The sequence below is a fragment of the Paraburkholderia sp. BGA-UO-ETr-F21 genome, assembly GCF_059567925.1.
Map to the genome: position 1 here is coordinate 48,903 of NZ_JCAQOY010000024.1, position 21,095 is coordinate 69,997.

Below are 21,095 nucleotides of genomic sequence, written 5' to 3' on the forward strand. Positions count from 1 at the left end.
GGCATTATTTCCGCTTCGGCATGCGGCGTGTCATTCAAGCCTTTTCGCTTTGTTCGAATTGCGCTCCTAATGCGCCTTTCGAACGGTTTAGTGTGCTTGCGATAACGCTTTGAACGCCCGAATAACGGACGTCTTTTCGGGGCGTTTCCTCGTCTCGAAAATGCGTCCATAATCCTTGCATTCTCCTTCGCATTCCCTACCTGCGCCGCGCCCGAAAGGGCTGCGGATGTAAGCCGATGCTACATGATCTCGTCGAGCAGTATGGGCCGGCGCTCGTGTTCGTGAACGTGCTCGCCGCCTCGATCGGGCTGCCGGTTCCGGCCATGCCCTCGCTCGTGCTGTTCGGGGCGATGGCGGCCATGCATCCCGGCTCAGTGGGCACGCAGTTGGCGCCGGTGCTCATCCTGTCGATATTCGCCACGCTGATCGGCGACAGCGCGTGGTATTTCGCCGGCCGGATGTACGGCGGCAACACGCTGAAGGCGATTTGCCGGCTGTCGCTCTCGCGTGACACCTGCGTGAAAAAGACCGAACGCTTTTTCGGCCGCTGGGGCGTGCGCGTGCTGGCCGTGGCCAAGTTCGTGCCGGGCCTGTCGATCGTCTCGATTCCGATGGCGGGCGCCATGGGCACGCGCTATCGCACGTTTCTCACTTACGACAGCATCGGCGCCGCGTTGTGGTCCGGCACGGGCCTGATCATCGGTGCGTTGTTCGCGAGGCAGATCGATATGCTGTTCGCCCTGGCCGGGCGGCTCGGCCGCACCGCCGCACTGGTCGCGGTCGCGTTGCTGCTGGCGTATGCCGCGTATCGCTGGATCCGCCGGCGCCAGCTGATTGCGAAGCTCGCGTCGGCGCGCATCGAAGTCGACGAACTGGCGGCGCTGGTGAAGGCCGGCAAGACGCCGGTGCTGTTCGACATCCGTTCGCATGAGAAGCGCAAGCTCGATCCGTTCGTGATTCCGGGCTCGCAATTCGCCGACGAGCGGCAGCTCGACGAGATCGTCGCGACCTATCCGCGCGATCAAAAGTTGGTGATCTACTGTTCCTGCCCGAATGAGATTTCCGCGGCATGGATGGCCAAACAATTGAACGAAGCCGGCTTCTCCGACGTGCTGCCGCTGCGCGGTGGCATGGAAGCCTGGCGCGACTCGGGCAAGCCGGTGGATTCGCTGCCCGACATGCCGCCGCCGGAAGTGGCGGTCGAGGACGTCGCGCCGAAGGCCGTGTAGCGCAAGCAGCGCAACTTGCATTTGCGCCATTCGGCGCCGCGCCGCTTCGCCTCCCGTTCGATCCGTCAATGAACACGAAGGAGCGGTTCAATGCTTTCGACTCAAGAAACTGAAGCACAACAACAAGCGGAAGGGCAACAGCAGGCCGTCGTCGCCGACGCGCCGTTTTCGTCTCTCTCGACGCGCATGCATCAGATGTTCCCCGCGCTCACCTGCGCGGAAATCGGCCGCCTGCGGCGCTTCGGCGAGATCGGTCACTGGAAGGCCGGTGAGCTGCTGTTCGAGACCGGCCACACCGGTCCCGGCATGTTCGTGCTGCTCGAAGGACGCGTGAAAGTCTATCAGCGTGATGGCATCGGGCGTGAAGTCCTGATCGGCGAGCACGGCGCAGGGCATTTTCTTGCCGAAGTCGGTCAATTGTCGGGACGGCCCGCGCTGGTCAACGGCATGGCGCTCAGTTCGGTGGAGGCATTGCTGATTCCACCAGAAGGACTGCGCGCATTGATCGTCGCCGAAGCGGAACTCGGCGAGCGCATCATGCGCGCGTTGATCCTGCGGCGCGTCTCGCTGATCGAAAAAGGCGCCGGCGGGCCGATCCTGATCGGCAGCAGTAACGACGCGCGGCTTGTCATGCTGCAAGGCTTTCTGTCGCGCAACGGCCATCCCCATTCCGTGATCGACGAACGCGACGAAGACGCGTTGCGTCTCATCGAGCAATTCGCCGCGCAAAAAGAAGACATGCCGCTGGTGATCTGCCCGGACGGCTCGGTGCTGCGTCATCCGAGCATGCCGGAACTCGCCACGTGCCTAGGCTTGCTGCCCGATCTCGACGATGCGCATGTGTACGACGTCGCGATTGTCGGCGCGGGCCCGGCTGGGCTCGCCACCGCGGTGTACGCGGCCTCCGAAGGCCTGTCGGTGATCGTGCTGGACAGCCGAGCGCCGGGCGGCCAGGCCGGCGCGAGTTCACGAATCGAAAACTATCTCGGCTTTCCGACCGGTATTTCCGGCCAGGCGCTGGCCGGCCGCGCATTCGTGCAAGCGCAGAAATTCGGCGCGCACGTCGCGATTCCGGTCAACGTGAAGGCGCTGCATTGCGCGGAGCGGCCACATCGGCTGGAACTGAAGTGCGGCGGGCATATCACGGCGCGCGCCATTGTGATTGCGAGCGGCGCGGTGTACCGGCGCCCGGCGCTCGAAGGGCTCGACCGCTTCGAAGGGCGCGGCGTCTACTACTGGGCGTCGCCCGTGGAAGCGAAGCTGTGCAAGCGCCAGGAAGTCGTGCTGGTGGGCGGCGGCAACTCGGCCGGCCAGGCGATCGTTTATCTGGCCACGCATGCGGCCAAAGTCCACGTGCTGATCCGGCGCAGTGGTTTTGAAGCGACCATGTCGCGCTATCTGATCGACCGGATCCGCTCGTTGCCGAATGTGTTCGTGCATCCGAATTCGGAAATCGGCAGGCTGGATGCCGACGAAAGCGGCTTGTCGTCGGTCAGCCTGAAAAAACCGTTGCCCGATGGCACCGATCATTTCGACACGCGCCATCTGTTCCTGTTCACCGGCGCGGATCCGAATACCGACTGGCTGCGCACCTGCGGCGTGGAACTCGACGACAAGGGCTTCGTGCTGACCGGCACGAGCGTTGAAGGAGCCTCGGTCTGCGATCTCGCCACCACGGTTGAAGGCGTGTACGCGATCGGCGACGCTCGCGCCGGTTCGACGAAACGGGTGGCGGCGGCGGTCGGAGAAGGCGCCGCCGTGGTCGCTCAAATCCATCAACTACTGGCAGTGACAGCGGGCGACGCGGTCGCGCTGGGCGCCTGAAACAATCTCTCCTGAACCGCCCGCTGGCCTCGCAACCGCCGGCCGGCGGGTAACCTGCTGTTACACACCCCTTCAACTGGTTGCACCTGCCTTGCTTTCTGTCTCGTAATATTGCCGTCAGCCATTCGACAGCGAATGGCTGGCTCTTTCGACACGACAGGAGACAAGCATGATCCAACGCGCGATCCTTTTCGCCGCCTTCGGCCTTGCCGCCGCCTGCGCCTCGACTGCCGCCTCGGCCAGGGTGGACGTCGGCGTCTTCGTCAACACGCCGGGACCCGTGTATGCAGCACCGCCGGTCTATGCGCCACCGCCGGTCGTGTACGCGCCGCAACCGGCCTATGGCTACGGCTACGGCTACCGGGACGACGACTACCGCGGCCGCCGCTGGCATCACGATCATGGCCGTCACCGCGGCTGGGACCGGCATCACGGCCGCGGGTGGTGACAACATGGTTGGGCGCTTCACGCTACAGTAGCGGCTGCTGATTCAGGCGGGACCGGATGTCCGCCACCATCGCACTCACTCACTGATCGAAGCCCGCGTGAAGACCCTTCCGCTTTCCGCCGCCCGCACCTTACATCTGGCCGCGCAAGGTTTGCTGACGCCGCCGCGCCGCAAGGCCGTCAAAGCCGACGTGCTCGACGCGATTCGCCGCATGGCGCAATTGCAGATCGACACGATCCACGTCGTCGCGCGCAGCCCTTATCTGGTGTTGTTCAGCCGGCTCGGCACCTATCCGCAGCAATGGCTCGACGAGCATCTCGCCGAAGGCAAGCTGTTCGAGTACTGGTCGCATGAAGCCTGTTTCGTGCCGACCGAAGACTACGGCCTGCTGCGCCATCGCATGCTCGATCCGAGCGGCATGGGTTGGAAATACGCGGCCGAGTGGCACAAGAAGCATCGCAAGGACATTGAGAAGCTGCTCGCCCATATTCGAGCGACCGGTCCGGTCCGCTCCGCGGATTTCGCCCGCGAGGCGGGCAAGGGCAACGGCTGGTGGGACTGGAAGCCGGAGAAACGCCATCTGGAAGTGCTGTTCGCGATCGGCCAACTGATGGTGGCCGAGCGGCGCAATTTCCATCGCGTCTACGATCTGGCCGAACGCGTGCTGCCCGACTGGGACGACGCACGCGATCTGCCGCCGGCGCACATCGTGACCGAAGAAGTGTTACGCCGCACCTGCCGTGCGCTCGGCGTGGCGCGCGCCGATTGGGTCGCCGATTACTACCGCTTGCCGCGCCGCCCCTACCGCGACGAACTGCATGCGCTCGCCGATCAGGGCGAGCTGATTCCGGTGCGCGTGGAAGGCTGGAAGCAGGACACGTTCGTTCATCACGACTTCGCCGCGATACTCGACGACGCCGCGAGCGGCAAGCTCACGTCGACTGTCACCACGGTGTTGTCGCCGTTCGATCCGGTGGTGTGGGATCGCAAGCGCGCCGCTGCGCTGTTCGACTTCGACTATGCGATCGAATGCTATACGCCTGCCGCGAAGCGCAAATATGGTTACTTCGTGTTGCCGCTGCTGAGCCGCGGGCGTCTGGTCGGCCGCGTGGATGCGAAAGCGCATCGGACCCAAGGCGTGTTCGAACTGAAGTCGTTGCACATCGAACCGGGCGTGCGCCTGAGCACCCGTCTTGCCGGCGATCTGCGCCGCGCCTTGCAACGCTGCGCGGATTGGCACGGCACGCCGCAACTGGAAATCACTGCCGCGCCGCCAGAATGGCTCGAAGCACTAAGCGTCGCCGACGCCCCGCAAGAAGAAGTCCGCTCGCGAGCCGGCGCGGCTGTCTGAACGCGGGATCGGCGCCGCGCTCAATGCAGCGCGGCCCATGCCAGCGACAAGGAAAACACGCCGAGCACGATCGAAGCGCCGCGCTGCACCTTCACCGGATTCAGCCAGGTGAGCTTGCCGCTGCCAAGCGCGGCACCGAATGCGATCCAGGCGAGCGCGATCGGCACCAACAAGCACGCGAACATCAGCATCGCAAACGCGTAGGCCGGCAACTGTGCGAAGGCGATAGCCGGAAAGATCGTGCCGGCGAACAGCAGGCCCTTAGGATTAAGCAGCGTCGCCACGAACAGCGTGCGCATGCCGCTCGCACGCTGCGCCGAATCGGGCAACGCGACCGCCGCACGCCACATGTCGACGGCGAGGTAGGCAATGTACAAGCCAGCCACCACGCGCAGCAGCGAGGGCAACCACGGCAGCGCATGGGCGGCCTGGGTGAGGAAATGTCCCCAGACCGAGATCGAGATGAAATAGCCGCCCAGTTCGGCTGCGATCAGCGGCAGCGAGCGCCGCACGCCCTGGCGCAAGCCGGCCGCGGCAAGCAGCGTATTGGTGGGGCCAGGCGTAATCAGCACGACGACAATGCCGACGGCCAGTAGCGCAATAGCAGACGCAGAGAGCATAAAAAAGGACGCAGTGTTGGAAACAGTGCGCCCTTTTTATCATAGACAGCCGTGCCGCCGAAATGTAGCGGCTCGATGCGGTGGGAATCGAACGGCGATTCGCCGCCGCGTTATTCCGCCACACCGGGCGATCACTTGGAAATCACCTGACAATGGCAACGCCCGCGCCAGATCGGCCAGCATGCCGATGCGAAACGCGCCGCCAGCAGGCGGCGCGCCATTGCCTTTAGTGATCCAGCTTCGCGCGTAATTCGCGCGCGGCTTCCAGCAATCCTTCGTAACCCGAACGTGCGTGCTCCGGCAAATCGGGGTCGCCGACAAACGTACCGAGCGTTTCGATCAGGCTATACAGAATGCCCTTCGCGGCACCCGATGCAATGCTGCCCGAAGAGACCTGCTGATCCACGTGAGTGAGCGCTGCGTCGAGGTGCTCCAGGTCCGGCCGGTCGCCCGTGGGCGGTTTGGGCGTTACGTCTTGCGTCATGATGAAACTTCGCTCCTGTTGATGCATCGGTGAACAAGCCATCCTTTCACGTTGTTATATACCGATCGTGCGTTGCCGTCTATTCGTGATCAGAGCGAATGCGATCGACGTTAAGGCGTCGATCGATAAATCAGAAATTTCGCGCGCACGCTGTCGTGTTCGAGGAGGACGGCGCCCGCTCAGCTTGACCTATTCGCCGATTTCACGCGTGTTGAGTCGCGGCAGCCTGCGCGGCCGCAGCGGCCGCCTCCGCCACGGCGACGGCAGGCGACACGATCGACGGCTGCCCCGTCTGCCGGCGCGAGCGGCCCGAACTGAGGTAGTCCGCAATCGAATCCTGCGTGACTTCGCCGACGTAACGGCCGTCGCCGTCCAGCACCGGCATCCATGACGAATTGAACTGGTACATCTTCGACAGCACGATGCGCAGATGCTCGTCCGCGCCGACCGTCGCCTTGAACGCGCTCAGATGGTCGCCGCACACGCCTTCGCCCGCACGCGCCGCGCGGCGCGTCACGTAACCGAGCGCCTGCTGGTTTCCGTCGACGATGGTCAGATAGCGGCTGTCGCTGTCGTCCATCATCTGGAAGGCGCGCGAGACCGGCGTATCGGCGCGCGCGGTCTCCGGCTGGGTGGCGGCGTCGCCGGCTTTCACCAGCAAGAGGCGCTTCAACGTGCTGTCCTGACCGACGAACGCGCCGACGAACTCGTCGCGTGGATGCGCCAGCAGCGTATCCGGATGGTCGTACTGCACCAGTTGGCCACGGCGGAACACGGCGACACGGTCGCCGAGCTTGATCGCCTCGTCGATATCGTGGCTCACCATGATCACCGTCTTGTTCAGTTGGCGCTGCATCTGGAAGAACTCGTTCTGAATCGACTCGCGATTGATCGGGTCGACTGCGCCGAACGGTTCGTCCATTAGCAGCACGGGCGGATCGGCGGCCAATGCGCGAATCACGCCGATGCGCTGCTGCTGACCACCCGACAGCTCGCGCGGATAACGCTTCAGATACTGCTTCGGATCGAGCGCCACCATCGACATCAACTCCGTGGCCCGCTCGCGGCAACGCTTCTTGTCCCAACCGAGCAGGCGCGGCACGACGGTGATGTTCTCTTCGATCGTCATGTTCGGGAACAGGCCGATCTGCTGGATCACATAGCCGATGTGGCGGCGCAATTCGACTTCGTTCAGACCCGAAGTGTCTTCACCGTTGATCAGCACGCGCCCTGAGGTCGGCGCGATCAGACGGTTGATCATCTTCAGCGTGGTGGTCTTGCCGCAGCCCGACGGGCCGAGAAACACGCAGATTTCGCCTTCGCCGACAGTCAGGCTCACCGAGTCGACGGCCTTCACCTGCTGGCCGTCCTTCTGCGTAAACGTCTTGGTCAGTTTGTCGAGTTCGATCATGTCTTTTGTACTCCCTTCGGGGTCAGCAAGCGTTGCAGCGCCTGCAGCAGCAGGTCGGCGACGATCGCGAGCAAGCTCACGAGCACGGCGCCCACCAACAGTTTCATCATGTTGCTTTGGCCAATCGCGCGGATGATCAGCGTGCCGAGACCGCCCGCGCCGATCACCGCGGCAATCGTCATCACGCCGATGTTCATCACCACCGCCGTGCGCACACCACCGAGAATCACCGGCACGGCGAGCGGCAAATCGACGAGGCGCAGACGCTGCCACACCGTCATGCCGATACCGATGCCGGCTTCCTTGATGCCGGCGTCGACGTTGCGCAGCGCGAGGTAGGTGTTGCGCATGATCGGCAGCAGCGAATAGAGAAACACTGCGGTAATCGCCGGCACCGCGCCGATGCCCTGGCCGAAGCGCGAGAACACGGGAATCATCAAGCCGAAGAGCGCAATGGACGGCAAGGTCAGCACAACCGTCGCAATGCTCAGCAGCGGCGCGGCGAGCCATTCGTGCCGATTGATCAGGATACCCAAGGGTACGCCGACAACAATCGCGCAGCCCACCGCGATCCCCACCAGCCACACGTGTTGCGCCGTGAGTTGCAGTAATTCAGGCCAGTTGGCCGATAGATAGTCGAATACAGTCATCGTGAGGTTCTCCGCTCAGGGCAGTTCGTGCGTGCGCAGGAATTCCGCCGCGACCTCGCGCACCGGTTTGCCGTCGACGTCGACCTGCTTGTTCATCTCGAGCATGGTGTCGTTGTTCAACGCGTCGGACAACGCGTTCAACTGCGGCGCGAGTTGCGGGTTCTGGTCGAGCGTCGCTTTGCGCACCACCGGCGTGGCGTTGTACGCGGGAAAGTAGTGGCGATCGTCTTCGAGCGGCACGATGTTGAAGCCCTTCACCCGGCCGTCCGTCGTGTAGATGAGTCCGATCGGCACCTGGTTGTTATGCAGTGCCGTGTAGACGAGGCCCGGATCCATCTGCCGCGTTTCCTCGCGGCTGAATTGCATGCCGTAGGCGGCTTCGAGCGGCTTCAGACCGTCCGGACGATTGGCGAACTCCGCGTCCATGGCGAACACGTGCTTCTTTTTCGGCTCCGCCGCCATCTTCGCGGCGAGTTGCGAAATCGTGCGGATACCGGTTTGCTGCGCCACCTGTTGCGGCAAGCCGAGCGCGTATGTGTTGTTCAACGGCGAGCAATCGAGCCAGACGAGGCCACGTTTCGCGTCCAGCGCTTTCACGCGCTCATACATGGTCTTCGGATCGAGCTTTTCGGTGATCTTGTTGTAGACGATCGCGGCCGTACCCGTGTATTCCCACGTGATATCGACCTGTCCGTTCTCCTGCGCGCTGCGCAACAGCGTGCTGCCGAGACCGGTGCGCGCATCGATCGTGTAGCCCTTCGCGCGCAGGTATTGCGACGTGATCTCGGTAAGAACGTATTGCTCAGTGAAGTTTTTTCCACCGAGCACGAGCGTTGCCGCGCCGACGTGAAGGCTCGTGAAGAGCAAAGCACCGGCCGCGATCCAGCGGCTGCGTTTGAACAGATCGATCATGCCGTCACCCCGCGCCGTGCGAGCAGGTAGCGGCTGCCGGCCGAGACGATGCCGTCCAGCACCAGCGCGAGAATCGCGGTGGCCGCCGCGCCGAGCAGAAGCTGCTGCTGGTTGTTCAGGTAGATGCCCGGGAAAATCAGCGTGCCGAGACTATCCGCGCCGATCAGATAGGCGAGCGGCGCGCTGCCTACGTTGATCGCCAGCGCAGTGCGCACGCCGCCGACGATGATCGGCATCGCGTTGGGCAACTCCACGCGCAACAGCGATTGCCAGCCTGTCATGCCGAGCCCGCGCGCCGCCTCGCGCAGCGCGGGCGACACGTTCTTCATGCCTTCGTAGGCATTGCGTGTAATGGGCAGCAGCGAGGCGAGAAACAGCGCGACCAGCGCCGGTATATCGCCAATGCCGAAGATGCCTAGCGCGATGGCCAGCACGGCCAGCGAGGGAATCGTGTTGCCGATGTTGAAAATCTGCATGAAGCGTTCGGCGTGACGCGCGAACGACGGGCGGCTGAGCAACACACCGGCGGGGATGCCGACCAGCAGCGCAAGAACCATGGAATAGCCGACGAGCAACAGATGCCGCTTCGTGTAATAGACCAGATCAGGTGCGTACTGATGCAGCGCAGCGGGGTCGATCGCGCGACCCAGCAACGCGATGACAATACCGATGGCTACAAGACTGCCGATCAGTCTGGCAGGACGATGAATCATGAAGATGCGCCTCCTTGTTCGAGCGACGCGCGCAAACAGCCACGCCGCACAGGCGTCGTGACGACGCTGCGAATGGGAAGTTCGGGACGCGGCACATGCCGCGAGGTGAACCGAGGGGTGCCAAGGCGTTTGTGTTCGCCCGGCGCGAGGGCGGGGTGAATTCGCCTTCGGTGGCGAACCAGTCAGCAAAACTGGTGCCAGATCCATCGATGATTTGGACAGCAGCGTCGAGCCGCTTGTCCGACGGAGGTTTGGGGCCTCCTTTGAGTGCCGGTTCGCACCGGCGCTAGGGCGTTTGCAAAGTGTTGCCAGTTTGCACTCAACCCCTTCTATCTTAGCCTATTTGGCTGCGATCTCGCGATTAGGATGCAACGATTATAAGTGCCCTGGGCGGATCCGTCTACCCATGTGGTTAATGCGGAGGCGCTGGCGGCGTTCGCACGCCTCCATTTCCGACTGTACTCGGGGTCCCGAATAAGCTCACCAATGCGCTGACCGACCGCGCCATTAGCTCCCGAAAACACTCACCTCAAACGCCGGCGGGTGCGCAGACGACCGTTGGGAATTTCACCTTTGAGCGAACGGATCAATGCGACGCCCGCCCCCTGCCAGGATGCCCGTCAGGAGGTTCGCACCCGTCGCACGAAGATGCGCCGCGTAAGATCGAATGCCACCAGATTGCCGGCGACCACCAGCAGCAGGCCGACCACGGCTAGCGCCGACCACTGATAACCTTCGAATACCGTCGATACCGCCAGCGCCACGATCGGGAACAACACCGTGCAGTAAGCCGCACGCTCGGGTCCAATGCGCCCGACCAGCATCAGGTAAGCCGTAAAGCCGATCACCGAGCCAAAAATGGCGAGATAGGCGAGCGCACCGAGATACCGCGCTGACGGTTCGACCGCGAACGAGAATCCGGCCAACGCACTTCCCACCGTCAGGACGCTAGCGCCGATCATCATCGCCCAGCTATTGGTGGCGAAAGGGTGCAAGCCCATCGATTGCATGCGGCTCGACAGCAGGTTGCCGGCCGAAAAGCACAGCGTGCCGAGAAACGCGATTCCCAGACCCAACCACGCGGCGTGATCGCCGAGATGTCCCGCCATCTGCTGCACGAACAGACACACGATGCCAACGAGCCCGAGCAACGCCCCGGCAATTGCCGTGGGTTGCAAAGGCCGGCCCATGAACAGCCGACCGTTGATCGAATTCAGCAGCGGCGCGGTGGAAAACACCACTGCCACGAGGCCGCTCGGCACGACCTGTTCGGCGTAGTAAAAGCACAGGAAGTTAAGGCAGAAGAGCGCCAACCCTTGCGCGACGAGAAATCGCCACGCGGCGCGCGGCGGCCAGATCGGCCGGCGCATGATACGCAGCAAAGCGAACAGCACCAGTGCGGCGATCCAGAAACGCCAGGCAACCGACACCGGCGGCGGTACGGCCCCCAGTTGCCATTTGATTGCGATCCACGTGGTGCCCCAGATCAGAACGGTGGCGACATACAGCGAAAGATTCATGGCCAAGCCTGCAACAGCGAATACGGGAACTCACTATGCCGCAGCCCCGTCGGTTGCACTTGTCCAAAATTGCGCATTTTCCGGCAGCGGCAAGCCGCCTCGCGCGGGTCGCCGTATACTGACGCTCATTCAGTCAAGACAAGTTTCCGCCCGTTTCGTGAACGCCAGACCGCCCGCCACCGCGACCCACTCCGCCGAAACGCCGTTTGGCCTTCAGTCGGTGTGTCACACGCTGAGCAGCGCCAACGCCAATCTGGACCGTTTCGCGTGGCTCGGCGACCGGCTGGCCATCGCCGTCTGGACGCGCGACACGGAAGAAGCCGAAACCATCTACGAACGCCCCGGCCATCACACGCTGTCGTGTTACCTGGATGGCGGTTATCGCACCGAGCGCCAGAAAATGCCCGGGCATTACGGCGCGCCGTCGCGACTCTGCGCACTGCCCGGTGACCACGAGTCACGCTGGTGGGTACGTGGCCACATGCATTTCATGCATCTGTACTTCCTGCCGGAGCATTTCACCCAGCGCGCCGTTCAGGAACTCGATCGCGAGCCGCGCGAACTGACCCTCGCCGACCGCACGTATTTCGAAGACGCGCGCATCGCCAGTCTGTGTCAGTCGCTGGCGAATGAGGACTGGCAAGATCCTGACGGCTTGCTGCGCACCAATGAAACCGCCCATCAGGTGCTCAGTCTGCTGTTGCGCGCCCAAGGCGTGCGCCGCACGGATGCGTCGCTCAAAGGCGGTCTGTCCGTCGCGACTCGCCGGCGGCTGCGCGACTATATCGAAAGCCATCTGGCGCAGACGCTCACGCTCGGCGAGCTTGCCGGCGTCGCGGCGTTGTCGGAATTTCATCTTGCGCGCATGTTCCGCACTTCGTTCGGACTGCCACCCGCCGCGTGGATCGCGCAACAGCGGCTCGAACGCGCGCGTACTTTGTTACGGACTACGACGCTGCCGCTCACGCAGGTCGCCGAACAATGCGGCTATGCGAATGCCAGCCATTTCAGCCACCGGTTCCGCGAGAGTGTAGGCGTCGCGCCGACCGCGTATCGGCAGGCGGTTGCCGGCTGATGCGGAATGACGGCACGTCCCGCGCTACGCGCCGTTATTGCAACGCCATTGCCAGCAAGCGTGCCACGTGGATCGCCTCGACGCCCGCACCGTCGTGAATCTGATGCCGGCAACTCGTGCCGTCCGCGACCATGAACGTGTTGCCGTCCATCTTGCGCACCGCCGGCAGCAGCGATAGCTCCGCCATCGCCTGAGACGTCGTGTAGTGCTCGGCTTCATAGCCGAAACTGCCCGCCATACCGCAGCACGACGATTCCACCGTCGACACCTTCAACTCAGGAATCCATTTCAATACCGTCTGCACGGGCTTAAAGGCGTCGAAGGCCTTTTGATGGCAGTGGCCATGCACCAGCGCCTGCTGTTTGGCCAGCGGCTTCAGCGCAAGCTGCAAACGTCCGGCTTCGTTCTCGCGCACCAGAAACTCTTCGAACAGAAACGCCTGTTGCGAGAGCCTGCGCGCTTCGTCGCCGAAACCGTAGTGCAGAAACTCGTCGCGCAACGACAGCAAGCATGACGGCTCCAGTCCGACGATCGGCACACCGCGCTCCACGAACGGCTTGAACAGATCGAGCATGCGCCGCGCTTCCTGCTTCGCTTCATCGACGAGACCCGCCGCGAGGAACGTACGGCCGCAACATACGGGCCGCTCGCCCTGGCGCTGATTGAAGTGCACCGTGTAGCCGGCGGCTTCCAGCACTTGCTGCGCAGCGCGCGCGTTGTCCGGCTCCATGTTGTTGTTGAACGTATCGACAAAGAGCAGCACCTCTTTCAGCGCGGCGCCGCGAGTCGCCTTGGCCGGCACCGCACTAGCCAGAAACGACTTCTGAAAGCGCGGCAAGCTCCGCTCGGGCGCGAAGCCCACTGACCGCTTGAACCACGCCGACAGCACCGGCACGTTGTCGGCCAGCGCCATCAACCCCGGAAAGCGGCTCGCCGCCGACGCGTAACGCGGCATGAAAGCCACCAGCCTGTCACGCAAACGCAGTCCGTGATGCTTGACGCGCGCGGCCCGCGCCTCGATCTTGAACTTCGCCATATCGACGCCCGTCGGACAATCGCGCTTGCAGCCCTTGCAGGACACGCACAGATCGAGCGTGTCCTTGACGTCGTCGCTGGCGAGGCCCGCTTCGCCGAGTTGACCGGAAATTGCGAGGCGCAAGGTATTCGCACGGCCGCGTGTGAGGTGCTGTTCGTCCTTCGTCACGCGATAGCTCGGGCACATGGTGCCCGCGTCGAACTTGCGACAGTGGCCGTTGTTGTTGCACATCTCCACAGCCTTCGCGAGTCCGCCGGACAGATCGTTACCGGTGCCGGGCAGCGTCTCCCGTCCGGTCAGCGGGTCGCGTTCGACATTCCATGCAGACCAGTCGAGCGCCGTGTCGATGCGCTGTTCCTTGTAGCCTGGCGCGAAGCGGAAATTGCCAGCGTCGTCCATTTTCGGCGGACGCACGATCTTGTCGGGATTGAAGCGGTTATCCGGATCGAACAGCGTCTTGATTTCGGTGAACGCCTGATTCAAGCGCGGCCCGTATTGCCACGCGACCCATTCGCCGCGGCACAATCCGTCGCCATGTTCGCCGGAATACGCGCCCTTGTACTCGCGCACGAGCGCCGCCGCTTCGTCGGCGATGGCGCGCATTTTCTGCGCGCCGTCGCGCCGCATGTCGAGAATCGGCCGCACGTGCAGCGTGCCGACGCTCGCATGCGCGTACCAGGTGCCCTCCGTGCCGTGCCGATGGAACACCTCGGTCAAACGGCTCGTGTATTCGGCCAGATGTTCGAGCGGCACCGCGCAATCTTCAATGAAGGACACCGGCTTGCCGTCGCCCTTCATGCTCATCATGATATTGAGCCCGGCCTTGCGGACTTCCCACAACGCTTTCTGTTCGTTCGCGTCCGGCATCTCGACGACCGAATCGGGCAAGCCGAGGTCGGCCATCAGTTCCGTGAGTTGTTTGAGCGAGGCGAGTTGCGCGTCGCGGTCCTCGCCCGCGAACTCGACCAGCAGAATGGCCTGCGGCTCGCCGACCAGCGCCTTGCCGATCACCGGACGAAACGCCGGATTGCTCATCGCCAGATCGATCATCGTGCGATCGACCAGTTCCACCGCCACCGGCTTGAGCTTGACGATGTGCTGCGTCAGATCCATCGACTGCCAGAAAGTCGGGAAGTTGACCACGCCGAGCGTTTTATGCACGGGCAGCGGCGCAAGCCTGAGCGTGAGTTGCCGGCTGAACGCGAGCGTGCCCTCCGAGCCGACCAGCAGATGCGCGAGATTCGCGATGCCATCGTCGGTATAAGCGCGTGGGTTCTGGCAATCGAACACGTCGATGTTGTAGCCCGCCACGCGTCGCAAGACCTTCGGCACGCGCGCCACGATTTCGTCGTGCTCGCGCTCGGCGATCTGCTTCACGCCCGCGAGTATCTGCTGCAGGCGCGCAGCTTGCGGCGCGTCGCGCAACGAGCCGAAATGGGTTTCGCTGCCGTCCGCGAGAATCGCGTCGATCGCGTCGACGTTGTGCACCATGTTGCCGTATTCGATCGAGCGCGAGCCACACGAGTTGTTGCCGGCCATGCCGCCGATCGTGCATTGCGCGGCCGTCGACACATCCACCGGGAACCATAGACCGTAGGGCTTGAGCCAGGCGTTCAGGTGGTCCAGCACGACGCCCGGTTCGACCGTCACCGTGCGCGCTTCGGCGTCGAACGCGACGATATTGTTCAACCACTTGCTCGTATCGATCACCAGCGCTTCGCCGACCGTCTGGCCGCATTGGCTCGTGCCCGCGCCGCGCGCGAGGAGCGGCACCTTCTCGCTGCGCGCGATTTCCAGCGCGATGCGCAAATCGTCCTGGTCGCGCGGCACCACCACGCCGATCGGCGTGATCTGATAGATCGACGCGTCGGTCGCGTAACGGCCGCGGCTCGCCGCATCGAACAACACGTCGCCGCGCAGCGATTTACGCAGATGCTGCGCGAGCGGACTCGTCAGACGCGCGGCGGAAGGGACCAGATGGATCGGCTTGACGAGTAGAGCGGAAGTGGGATTCGGCATTTCGTCGCCTATGGCTATAACAGAGGAAACGGCTAGTAGAGCGTGAGGCTGACCGGCGCGAGACCTTCAATGCGCCCGCTTGCCGTGCCCGCGTTCTTCGGGAAGAACATGCCGGTATACGAACCGGTCGTGACGACCATGGCCGGCGTCACGACAATGCCGCGCGACGTGGCGTGATTGACGAGCCACGTCAACAGACGCCGCGGATCGCCGGCCGGGTTGGCAGGCGTGCTTTGCACCACATCGTGCCCGTCGAAACTGAAACGCAGCGACGGCGCCACGAACGGAAAGTCCTCGCGATACGGTGTGAATTCGCCCACGATCAACGCGCCATGGTTCTGCAGATCCGCGAGTTGTGCGAGCTTGTTGACCGAGGGCCACGCCGCGTAGCGGCTCGATACGATTTCAATGGTCGCGCCGATCGAACCAATGCCCGCCCGCACCTCGTCCTCGCTATACGGCGTGGTGGACGGTTCGAAGCTGCGTCCGAAGCGAAACGCGATTTCCAGTTCGAGCCCCAGCGGCGCGAAAACTTCACGGGGAAGACGCGCACCGTCGGCATGCAAGTCGAGGTCGGGCAACGGCGCCCCCTGGATCGGACCGCTGTCGGACTTCGCGCCGATCTTCCAGCCGGCGATCCGCGCGCCGCATGCGTCCAGGATTTCGTGCTGGATTGCGTAGGCTGCCGCGGCGTCGGCGGGCGTGTGCTCCGGCGACAACGTGTCGAGCGTGGCGTGATTGCGGCGTGCGTCGGCAAGAAGCCGGCTGAGTGCTGTCGTCATGTCGTCAAAGGCAAAGAGAGAGGGAACGGTGCGGTGTGCTCAAACGCCCATGCTGGTGGGAACTTGAGCCTTGTCGCCTGCGTTGAGCGCGAACTTGCTTTCCGGCTGCATGCGGAACGCGAGCACCACGCCGATCGCCATCAACAGCATGCTGCCGACGAACGGCAATTCCCAACTGCCGAAGTAGTCGATCAGAAAGCCGCCGACCACTGGCGAGATAATCGCGGCCAATGCCGAGCCGGTATTCATCATGCCGCTCGCCGTGCCCGAGAATTCCGGCGCGATGTCCATCGGAATCGCCCACATCGGACCGATTGTCATTTCGGCGAAGAAGAAGCCGGACGCGAGACACGCCATCGACAGATACAGGCTGTGCGTGAACATCAGCGGAATCAGCGAGAGCAGGCAGAAGAACATGCAGACCGACACCATCCAGCTGCGTGCGCGTTTCAGGCTGCCGGTGCGCGTGAAGATCCAGTCGGTCACGATGCCGCCGAGCGTGTCGCCGATCACGCCGGCGAAGAACACCACCGAAGCGAAGATGGCCGACTTCTGCAATTGCAGGTGATAGCTGTGCAGAAAGTATTGGGGAATCCAGCTCAGGAACAGCCAGAGCGTCCAGCCGTAGCAGAAGTACACGATCGTGACCGGCCACATGCGGCGAAACAGTTTGCCCCACGGCACACCAGCGGCTTTCGGCTTTGGCGCGGGCAGCACGGCGAGTTCGTCGGTCGTGATACGCGGGTGGTCTTTCGGATGCTCGGTAAAGGTAATGGCCCACACGGCGACCCACAACAGGCTGAACACGCCGCAGATATAAAACGATTCACGCCAGCCCCAGGTCGCCATCACGAGCACGATCAGGCCAGGCGCTACCGCATTGCCGATTCGCGACGCCGCATGCGTGATGCCCTGCGCGAAGCCGCGTTTTTCCTTGGCAACCCAGCGGGCCATCGCGGAGGTGGCGGCCGGAAACGTCGCGCCTTCGCCGAAGCCGAGCAGCACGCGTGCAGCCAGCAACGAAACCAGACCGCCGGCAAAGCCGGTCAGCAAGGTCGCGACGCCCCAGATGGCCCCGCAAAAAATCAGCGTGCGTTTCGCGCCGAAACGATCGCTGACCCATCCGCCGATGATCTGAAAGATCAGATACGGATATGCGAAGGCCGAGAACACCAGGCCGACTTCCGTATGCGAGAGATGGAATTCCTTGCCGAAACCCGCCGCCGCGGTGCTGACGTTGACGCGGTCGAGGTAGGTGATGAAGTACATGATGCATAGCATCACTAGAACGATACTGGTCGCACTGGTCACACGAAACCGCTTCATCGTCTCTCTCCATTGCATGTGTTGACGGCGGGCCTGATATGGCGCGCTGCGTCTCGGCCCGTCGGCGTTTTGCTCCGCGGGCCCATCGCATGTTGTTCGGACCGCTTTCTATGCGCGGCTTCTTGAGGGAAGGGCAGCATGCCTTCCCTATCTCTGCGAGTCGCTGGTCGCGCGCAATACTCAGGCCGCGGCTTTCAGGCCTTGCGTCTCGATCGGCTGGCTCAACCACTCCATAGCGGCAGGCAAGCCACTTTCCTTGAGGGGCACACCCGCGAGCCGCAGCCCCATCTCGCAACCGGCAAGCGTGGCCAGCAGCATCAGGTCATTGCAGTCGCCGAGATGGCCGATGCGGAACATGCGTCCTTTCATCTTGCCGAGACCCGTGCCGAGCGACATGTCGAAGCGTTCATAGATGAGCTTGCGCACCGCATCGGCGTCGATACCGTCGGGCATCATCACGCCCGTGAGCACTGGGCTATACACCGACGGATCGGCGCACTGAATCTCCAGGCCCCATGCGCGCACCGCGCGACGCGTCGCTTCGGCGAGACGTTCGTGACGGGCGAACACGTTGTCGAGCCCTTCGCCGAGAATCATTTCGAGCGCTTCGTTAAGGCCGTAAAGCAGGTTTGTGTTGGGTGTGTACGGCCAGTAGCCCGTCTTGTTCATCTCGACGATGTCGCTCCAGTCCCAGAAGCTGCGCGGCAGTTTTGCCTGCTTGCTGGCGGCCATGGCCTTCGGCGAGATCGCGTTGAAGCTGATGCCCGGCGGCAGCATCAAACCCTTTTGCGAGCCCGAGACGGTAACGTCCACGCCCCATTCGTCGTGACGGTAGTCGGCGCAGGCGAGGCCCGAGATCGTGTCGACCAGCAGCAAGGCCGGGTGACCCGCAGCGTCGATTGCGCGACGCACGGCGGCGATGTCGGAGGTCACGCCGGTCGACGTTTCGTTGTGCACCACGCACACCGCTTTGATGGTGTGTTGCGTGTCGGCGCGCAGGCGCTCCTCGATCATTTGCGGCTGTACGCCGCGACGCCAACCTTCAATGCCCGGCAGGCCGAGAAACTCCGGCTTCAGCCCAAGGCTTTCCGCCATCTTTTTCCACAGCGTGGCGAAGTGGCCGGTTTCGAACATCAATACATGATCGCCGGGGCTCAACGTGTTCGACAGCGCCGCTTCCCAGGCGCCCGTGCCCGAGGCCGGGTAAATCACCACGGGCTGCTGCGTCTTGAAGATTTTCTTGATGCCGTCGAGTACCGCGAGACCCAACTCGCCGAACTCCGGGCCGCGGTGGTCGATGGTCGGATAGCTCATCGCCCGGAGGATACGGTCGGGCACCGGGCTCGGACCCGGGATCTGCAAAAAGTGACGGCCAGCGGGGTGAAAGTCTAGTTTGAGCATTGGGCTCCTCCGATTGAATTTTGCATTCAAAAAACTATATCAGACGATCTTCGGCGACCCAAGGCGAAAGTTGGCCGTCGACACCGGTGTTTACCCGCGCCGTTAACTAATCTTTCAGCTTCCTATAAAATCCCGGCTAATGAGATGTGGAGGGCTTTTGTATGCAAAATTCGGATTTCGAGGCGGGCATCTCCCCGTCGCCGCTCATGCCGAAGGTCGAGCGGCAGCGCTTGCACGACACGGTGGTGGAGCACATTCGCGGCTTTATCGTCGAAGGCGTGCTGGAGCCGGGCAAGAAACTGAACGAGCGCGAGCTGTGCGAAACGCTCGGCATTTCGCGCACGCCGTTGCGCGAGGCGCTGAAGGTGTTGGCCGCCGAAGGACTGATCGAGATTTCGCCGAATCGCGGCGCGTCCGTGTCGAAGATGTCGGAGGCCGAGTTGCGCGAGACCTTCGAGTTGATGAGTGGTCTCGAGGCTTTTTCGGGCGAGTTGGCGGCTGAGCGGATGACGGCGGCCGAACTCGCCGAGATCAAGGCGCTGCATTACGCCATGCTCGCGTGCCGAACGCAAAATGATCTGGCGGGGTACTACAGCAGAAATCAGGCAATTCACGACAAGATCAACGAGGCGGCCAGGAATTCAGCACTGCGGCAGACTTATGTCTCGGTGAATCGACGCTTGCAGGCACTCAGGTTCAGGTCGAACTTCCAGGTTCCGAAATGGGATAGGGCGATTCACGACCACGACGAAATGCTCAAGGCGCTCGAGGCGCGTGACGGGAAGAAGCTGAGCGCGATTCTCCGGCAGCATCTGCTTGATAAGCGCGATGCGGTTTTGCAAGTGCAATCGCAGGAAGCGGCGGCGGGGGGGTTGAAGGTTTGAGGAGGGGCGGGTTGAGCTAAGGCACCTAAGCGGTGTTTGGCCGATGCGATGTTCCCGGTCAGGTGGCCGATCAGCGACGAGCCCGTCGCACCTGCAACGGCGTCGCTAAGTTCTTTGTCTGCGGCGCAAGGAGCGAAGACATACCCGCACCGGCAGCGCCGCCAATCGTGCTGAACGCACTGCGGCTGCCAAGGCAACCAATTCACCACACCGCCAGTCGCGTGCAGTTCGGCACGCGAATCACCTCCTTCGCGCCAATTGTTGTAGTCAACCAGCGCGGCGACCATGCCTTCTGTATCGCCCCTATCCTTGGCAGCCTGCAGCGCAGTAACCGCGTCCCCGCTCTTTTCAGGTGCAGAGCCGAGTCTATTTCTCTAAGGCTCGGTTCTCATTGTCTCCATCAAGTTAGTCGATCGGATCCTCTGTAAGACTCATGTATTGGTTAAGCTCAGGCTGCCCCAATGCAATCAGCGTAAGCATCGCTGCCCCAAGCCTTCGCGCGAACGCATCGTCAAGCTTGAACCTATGCTCGTCCAGCAGAATCGGCACCTCGAACGTCCCGGCCACGACCGGTGCCAATCTGCTTCGCTCAACCGCTTGCACTGCAAACTCTTGACGATCTTCGATGTAGGTCAGGACTATGGAAAACGGTCTATTTTTTTCCATTAATATCCTCTGCATTTTTGATAGATTTGAAATGCCTTCTCTTTACACAGCGCGATTGCCCGCGCGCCGCCCATATGACGAGCAACCGAATTGCACATAGTCATCTGAGCATCATACTGTGCGAAGCATGCTGTTTCGTGATCTTCCCGGCCACCGCACTTCACTAATCCGCCGTCGCCGGTTCCAGATTTGAAAAGAGCGCTGTAAAGCGTTGACCGCTTCGCAGAACTCGTCAAATCCGGCGCGAGCGAAGGATAGGGAACCTGAGCCTGATCGCTCAGCATCAACTCGGTGGTTTCGCGCCATGCCGGCAGTGTTTCGCCCAGTTCCTGGCCGAATAGCTTACCTGTCGGCAACGCCTTCCAGGCCATGTAGCATTCGACGCAGATATCAGGCACAAATGCTGGAGCGTCCGACTGGAGTCCTGTCAGGTTCGCAGGTGGCGCAACCGGGTCGTTCCCGAGTTCCCAGTTCGTCAACCAGACACCCAGTTCGGCATCAATGCCAACGCAAGCTGTAGGAACGTTTAACAAAAATCGTCAGATAGGGTTGAGCCAAGGCTCAAGAACTGGCGCACCGCCTTCACTTCAGAAAATAAGCTCCGCATTCTCGCCGTGTAGATCTAGGGAAGGTCTGCATAACTCATTTTCAGAGCACTGATTTTTTGCCAGTGAGTCGTATTATCCGTAAGAGCCCGCTGGCAGATTGGCCGTCCGGCTTTTGAAGCGTGGCGGCCTCCACGTG

The 21,095-nt window shown here is 62.6% G+C and carries 19 protein-coding genes; 6 read left to right on the plus strand and 13 right to left on the minus strand.

The window, feature by feature from the left end; genetic code table 11:
- The first annotated feature begins 236 nt into the window (after positions 1–236).
- The 4 genes from AC57B1_RS15275 to AC57B1_RS15290 all read left to right on the plus strand — a co-directional run bounded on the left by AC57B1_RS15275 (position 237) and on the right by AC57B1_RS15290 (position 4,852).
- Positions 237–1,229 (plus strand): DedA family protein/thiosulfate sulfurtransferase GlpE, encoded by a 993-nt coding sequence (locus AC57B1_RS15275; protein ID WP_408352345.1) that lies wholly within the window; start codon positions 237–239, stop codon positions 1,227–1,229.
- A gap of 90 nt (positions 1,230–1,319) precedes the next feature.
- A complete protein-coding gene (locus AC57B1_RS15280) occupies positions 1,320–3,053 on the plus strand; it encodes an FAD-dependent oxidoreductase (RefSeq protein WP_408352343.1) in 1,734 nt (577 codons plus the stop codon).
- A gap of 169 nt (positions 3,054–3,222) precedes the next feature.
- Positions 3,223–3,501: a hypothetical protein gene (locus tag AC57B1_RS15285; RefSeq protein WP_408294600.1), complete on the plus strand. Its 279-nt coding sequence runs from the start codon at positions 3,223–3,225 to the stop codon at positions 3,499–3,501.
- A gap of 97 nt (positions 3,502–3,598) precedes the next feature.
- A complete protein-coding gene (locus AC57B1_RS15290) occupies positions 3,599–4,852 on the plus strand; it encodes a winged helix-turn-helix domain-containing protein (protein WP_496417913.1) in 1,254 nt (417 codons plus the stop codon).
- Between the two features lie 20 nt (positions 4,853–4,872).
- Here AC57B1_RS15290 and AC57B1_RS15295 read toward each other — a convergent pair whose 3' ends face one another.
- The 7 genes from AC57B1_RS15295 to AC57B1_RS15325 form a co-directional block, all read right to left on the minus strand.
- On the minus strand, positions 4,873–5,472 hold the full coding sequence (locus tag AC57B1_RS15295) for a LysE family translocator (protein ID WP_496417914.1): 600 nt from the start codon (positions 5,470–5,472) through the stop codon (positions 4,873–4,875).
- Positions 5,473–5,698: 226 nt separating this feature from the next.
- Complete coding sequence (locus tag AC57B1_RS15300; RefSeq protein ID WP_091809029.1) at positions 5,699–5,956, minus strand: hypothetical protein; 258 nt, start codon at positions 5,954–5,956, stop codon at positions 5,699–5,701.
- A 202-nt stretch (positions 5,957–6,158) separates the two neighbouring features.
- On the minus strand, positions 6,159–7,367 hold the full coding sequence (locus AC57B1_RS15305; protein WP_496417915.1) for an osmoprotectant ABC transporter ATP-binding protein OsmV: 1,209 nt from the start codon (positions 7,365–7,367) through the stop codon (positions 6,159–6,161).
- Positions 7,364–8,017 (minus strand): ABC transporter permease, encoded by a 654-nt coding sequence (locus AC57B1_RS15310; RefSeq protein WP_121320045.1) that lies wholly within the window; start codon positions 8,015–8,017, stop codon positions 7,364–7,366. Before AC57B1_RS15310 ends, AC57B1_RS15305 begins: the two co-directional genes overlap by 4 nt.
- A 15-nt stretch (positions 8,018–8,032) precedes the next feature.
- Positions 8,033–8,929 carry a glycine betaine ABC transporter substrate-binding protein gene (locus tag AC57B1_RS15315; RefSeq protein WP_496417916.1) on the minus strand — a complete coding sequence of 299 codons (897 nt, stop codon included), beginning with the start codon at positions 8,927–8,929 and terminating at the stop codon, positions 8,033–8,035.
- The gene (locus AC57B1_RS15320) at positions 8,926–9,642 is read right to left on the minus strand and encodes an ABC transporter permease (RefSeq protein ID WP_091805232.1); all 717 of its coding nucleotides are present in this window, start codon (positions 9,640–9,642) and stop codon (positions 8,926–8,928) included. The genes AC57B1_RS15315 and AC57B1_RS15320 overlap by 4 nt, the downstream gene beginning before the upstream one ends.
- A gap of 620 nt (positions 9,643–10,262) precedes the next feature.
- Complete coding sequence (locus AC57B1_RS15325; RefSeq protein ID WP_496417917.1) at positions 10,263–11,162, minus strand: DMT family transporter; 900 nt, start codon at positions 11,160–11,162, stop codon at positions 10,263–10,265.
- A gap of 157 nt (positions 11,163–11,319) precedes the next feature.
- Between AC57B1_RS15325 and AC57B1_RS15330 the strand changes: the two genes are divergently transcribed.
- Positions 11,320–12,237 carry a helix-turn-helix domain-containing protein gene (locus AC57B1_RS15330; RefSeq protein ID WP_091805239.1) on the plus strand — a complete coding sequence of 306 codons (918 nt, stop codon included), beginning with the start codon at positions 11,320–11,322 and terminating at the stop codon, positions 12,235–12,237.
- A 34-nt stretch (positions 12,238–12,271) separates the two neighbouring features.
- Here AC57B1_RS15330 and AC57B1_RS15335 read toward each other — a convergent pair whose 3' ends face one another.
- The 4 genes from AC57B1_RS15335 to AC57B1_RS15350 all read right to left on the minus strand — a co-directional run bounded on the left by AC57B1_RS15335 (position 12,272) and on the right by AC57B1_RS15350 (position 18,801).
- Complete coding sequence (locus AC57B1_RS15335) at positions 12,272–15,292, minus strand: FAD-binding and (Fe-S)-binding domain-containing protein (RefSeq protein WP_496417918.1); 3,021 nt, start codon at positions 15,290–15,292, stop codon at positions 12,272–12,274.
- A 32-nt stretch (positions 15,293–15,324) separates the two neighbouring features.
- Positions 15,325–16,074 carry a 2-keto-4-pentenoate hydratase gene (locus tag AC57B1_RS15340; protein WP_496417919.1) on the minus strand — a complete coding sequence of 250 codons (750 nt, stop codon included), beginning with the start codon at positions 16,072–16,074 and terminating at the stop codon, positions 15,325–15,327.
- A gap of 39 nt (positions 16,075–16,113) precedes the next feature.
- Complete coding sequence (locus AC57B1_RS15345) at positions 16,114–17,400, minus strand: MFS transporter (protein WP_091805248.1); 1,287 nt, start codon at positions 17,398–17,400, stop codon at positions 16,114–16,116.
- 180 nt (positions 17,401–17,580) lie between these two features.
- On the minus strand, positions 17,581–18,801 hold the full coding sequence (locus AC57B1_RS15350) for a pyridoxal-phosphate-dependent aminotransferase family protein (RefSeq protein ID WP_496417920.1): 1,221 nt from the start codon (positions 18,799–18,801) through the stop codon (positions 17,581–17,583).
- A 161-nt stretch (positions 18,802–18,962) separates the two neighbouring features.
- Here AC57B1_RS15350 and AC57B1_RS15355 point away from each other — a divergent pair, with 161 nt between their 5' ends.
- Complete coding sequence (locus AC57B1_RS15355; protein WP_091805254.1) at positions 18,963–19,685, plus strand: GntR family transcriptional regulator; 723 nt, start codon at positions 18,963–18,965, stop codon at positions 19,683–19,685.
- Between the two features lie 405 nt (positions 19,686–20,090).
- Here AC57B1_RS15355 and AC57B1_RS15360 read toward each other — a convergent pair whose 3' ends face one another.
- Complete coding sequence (locus tag AC57B1_RS15360; RefSeq protein WP_408185032.1) at positions 20,091–20,351, minus strand: hypothetical protein; 261 nt, start codon at positions 20,349–20,351, stop codon at positions 20,091–20,093.
- Positions 20,351–20,722, minus strand: a complete 372-nt coding sequence (locus AC57B1_RS15365; RefSeq protein WP_496417921.1) for a hypothetical protein — start codon at positions 20,720–20,722, stop codon at positions 20,351–20,353. The genes AC57B1_RS15360 and AC57B1_RS15365 overlap by 1 nt, the downstream gene beginning before the upstream one ends.
- Positions 20,723–21,095 lie beyond the last annotated feature (373 nt).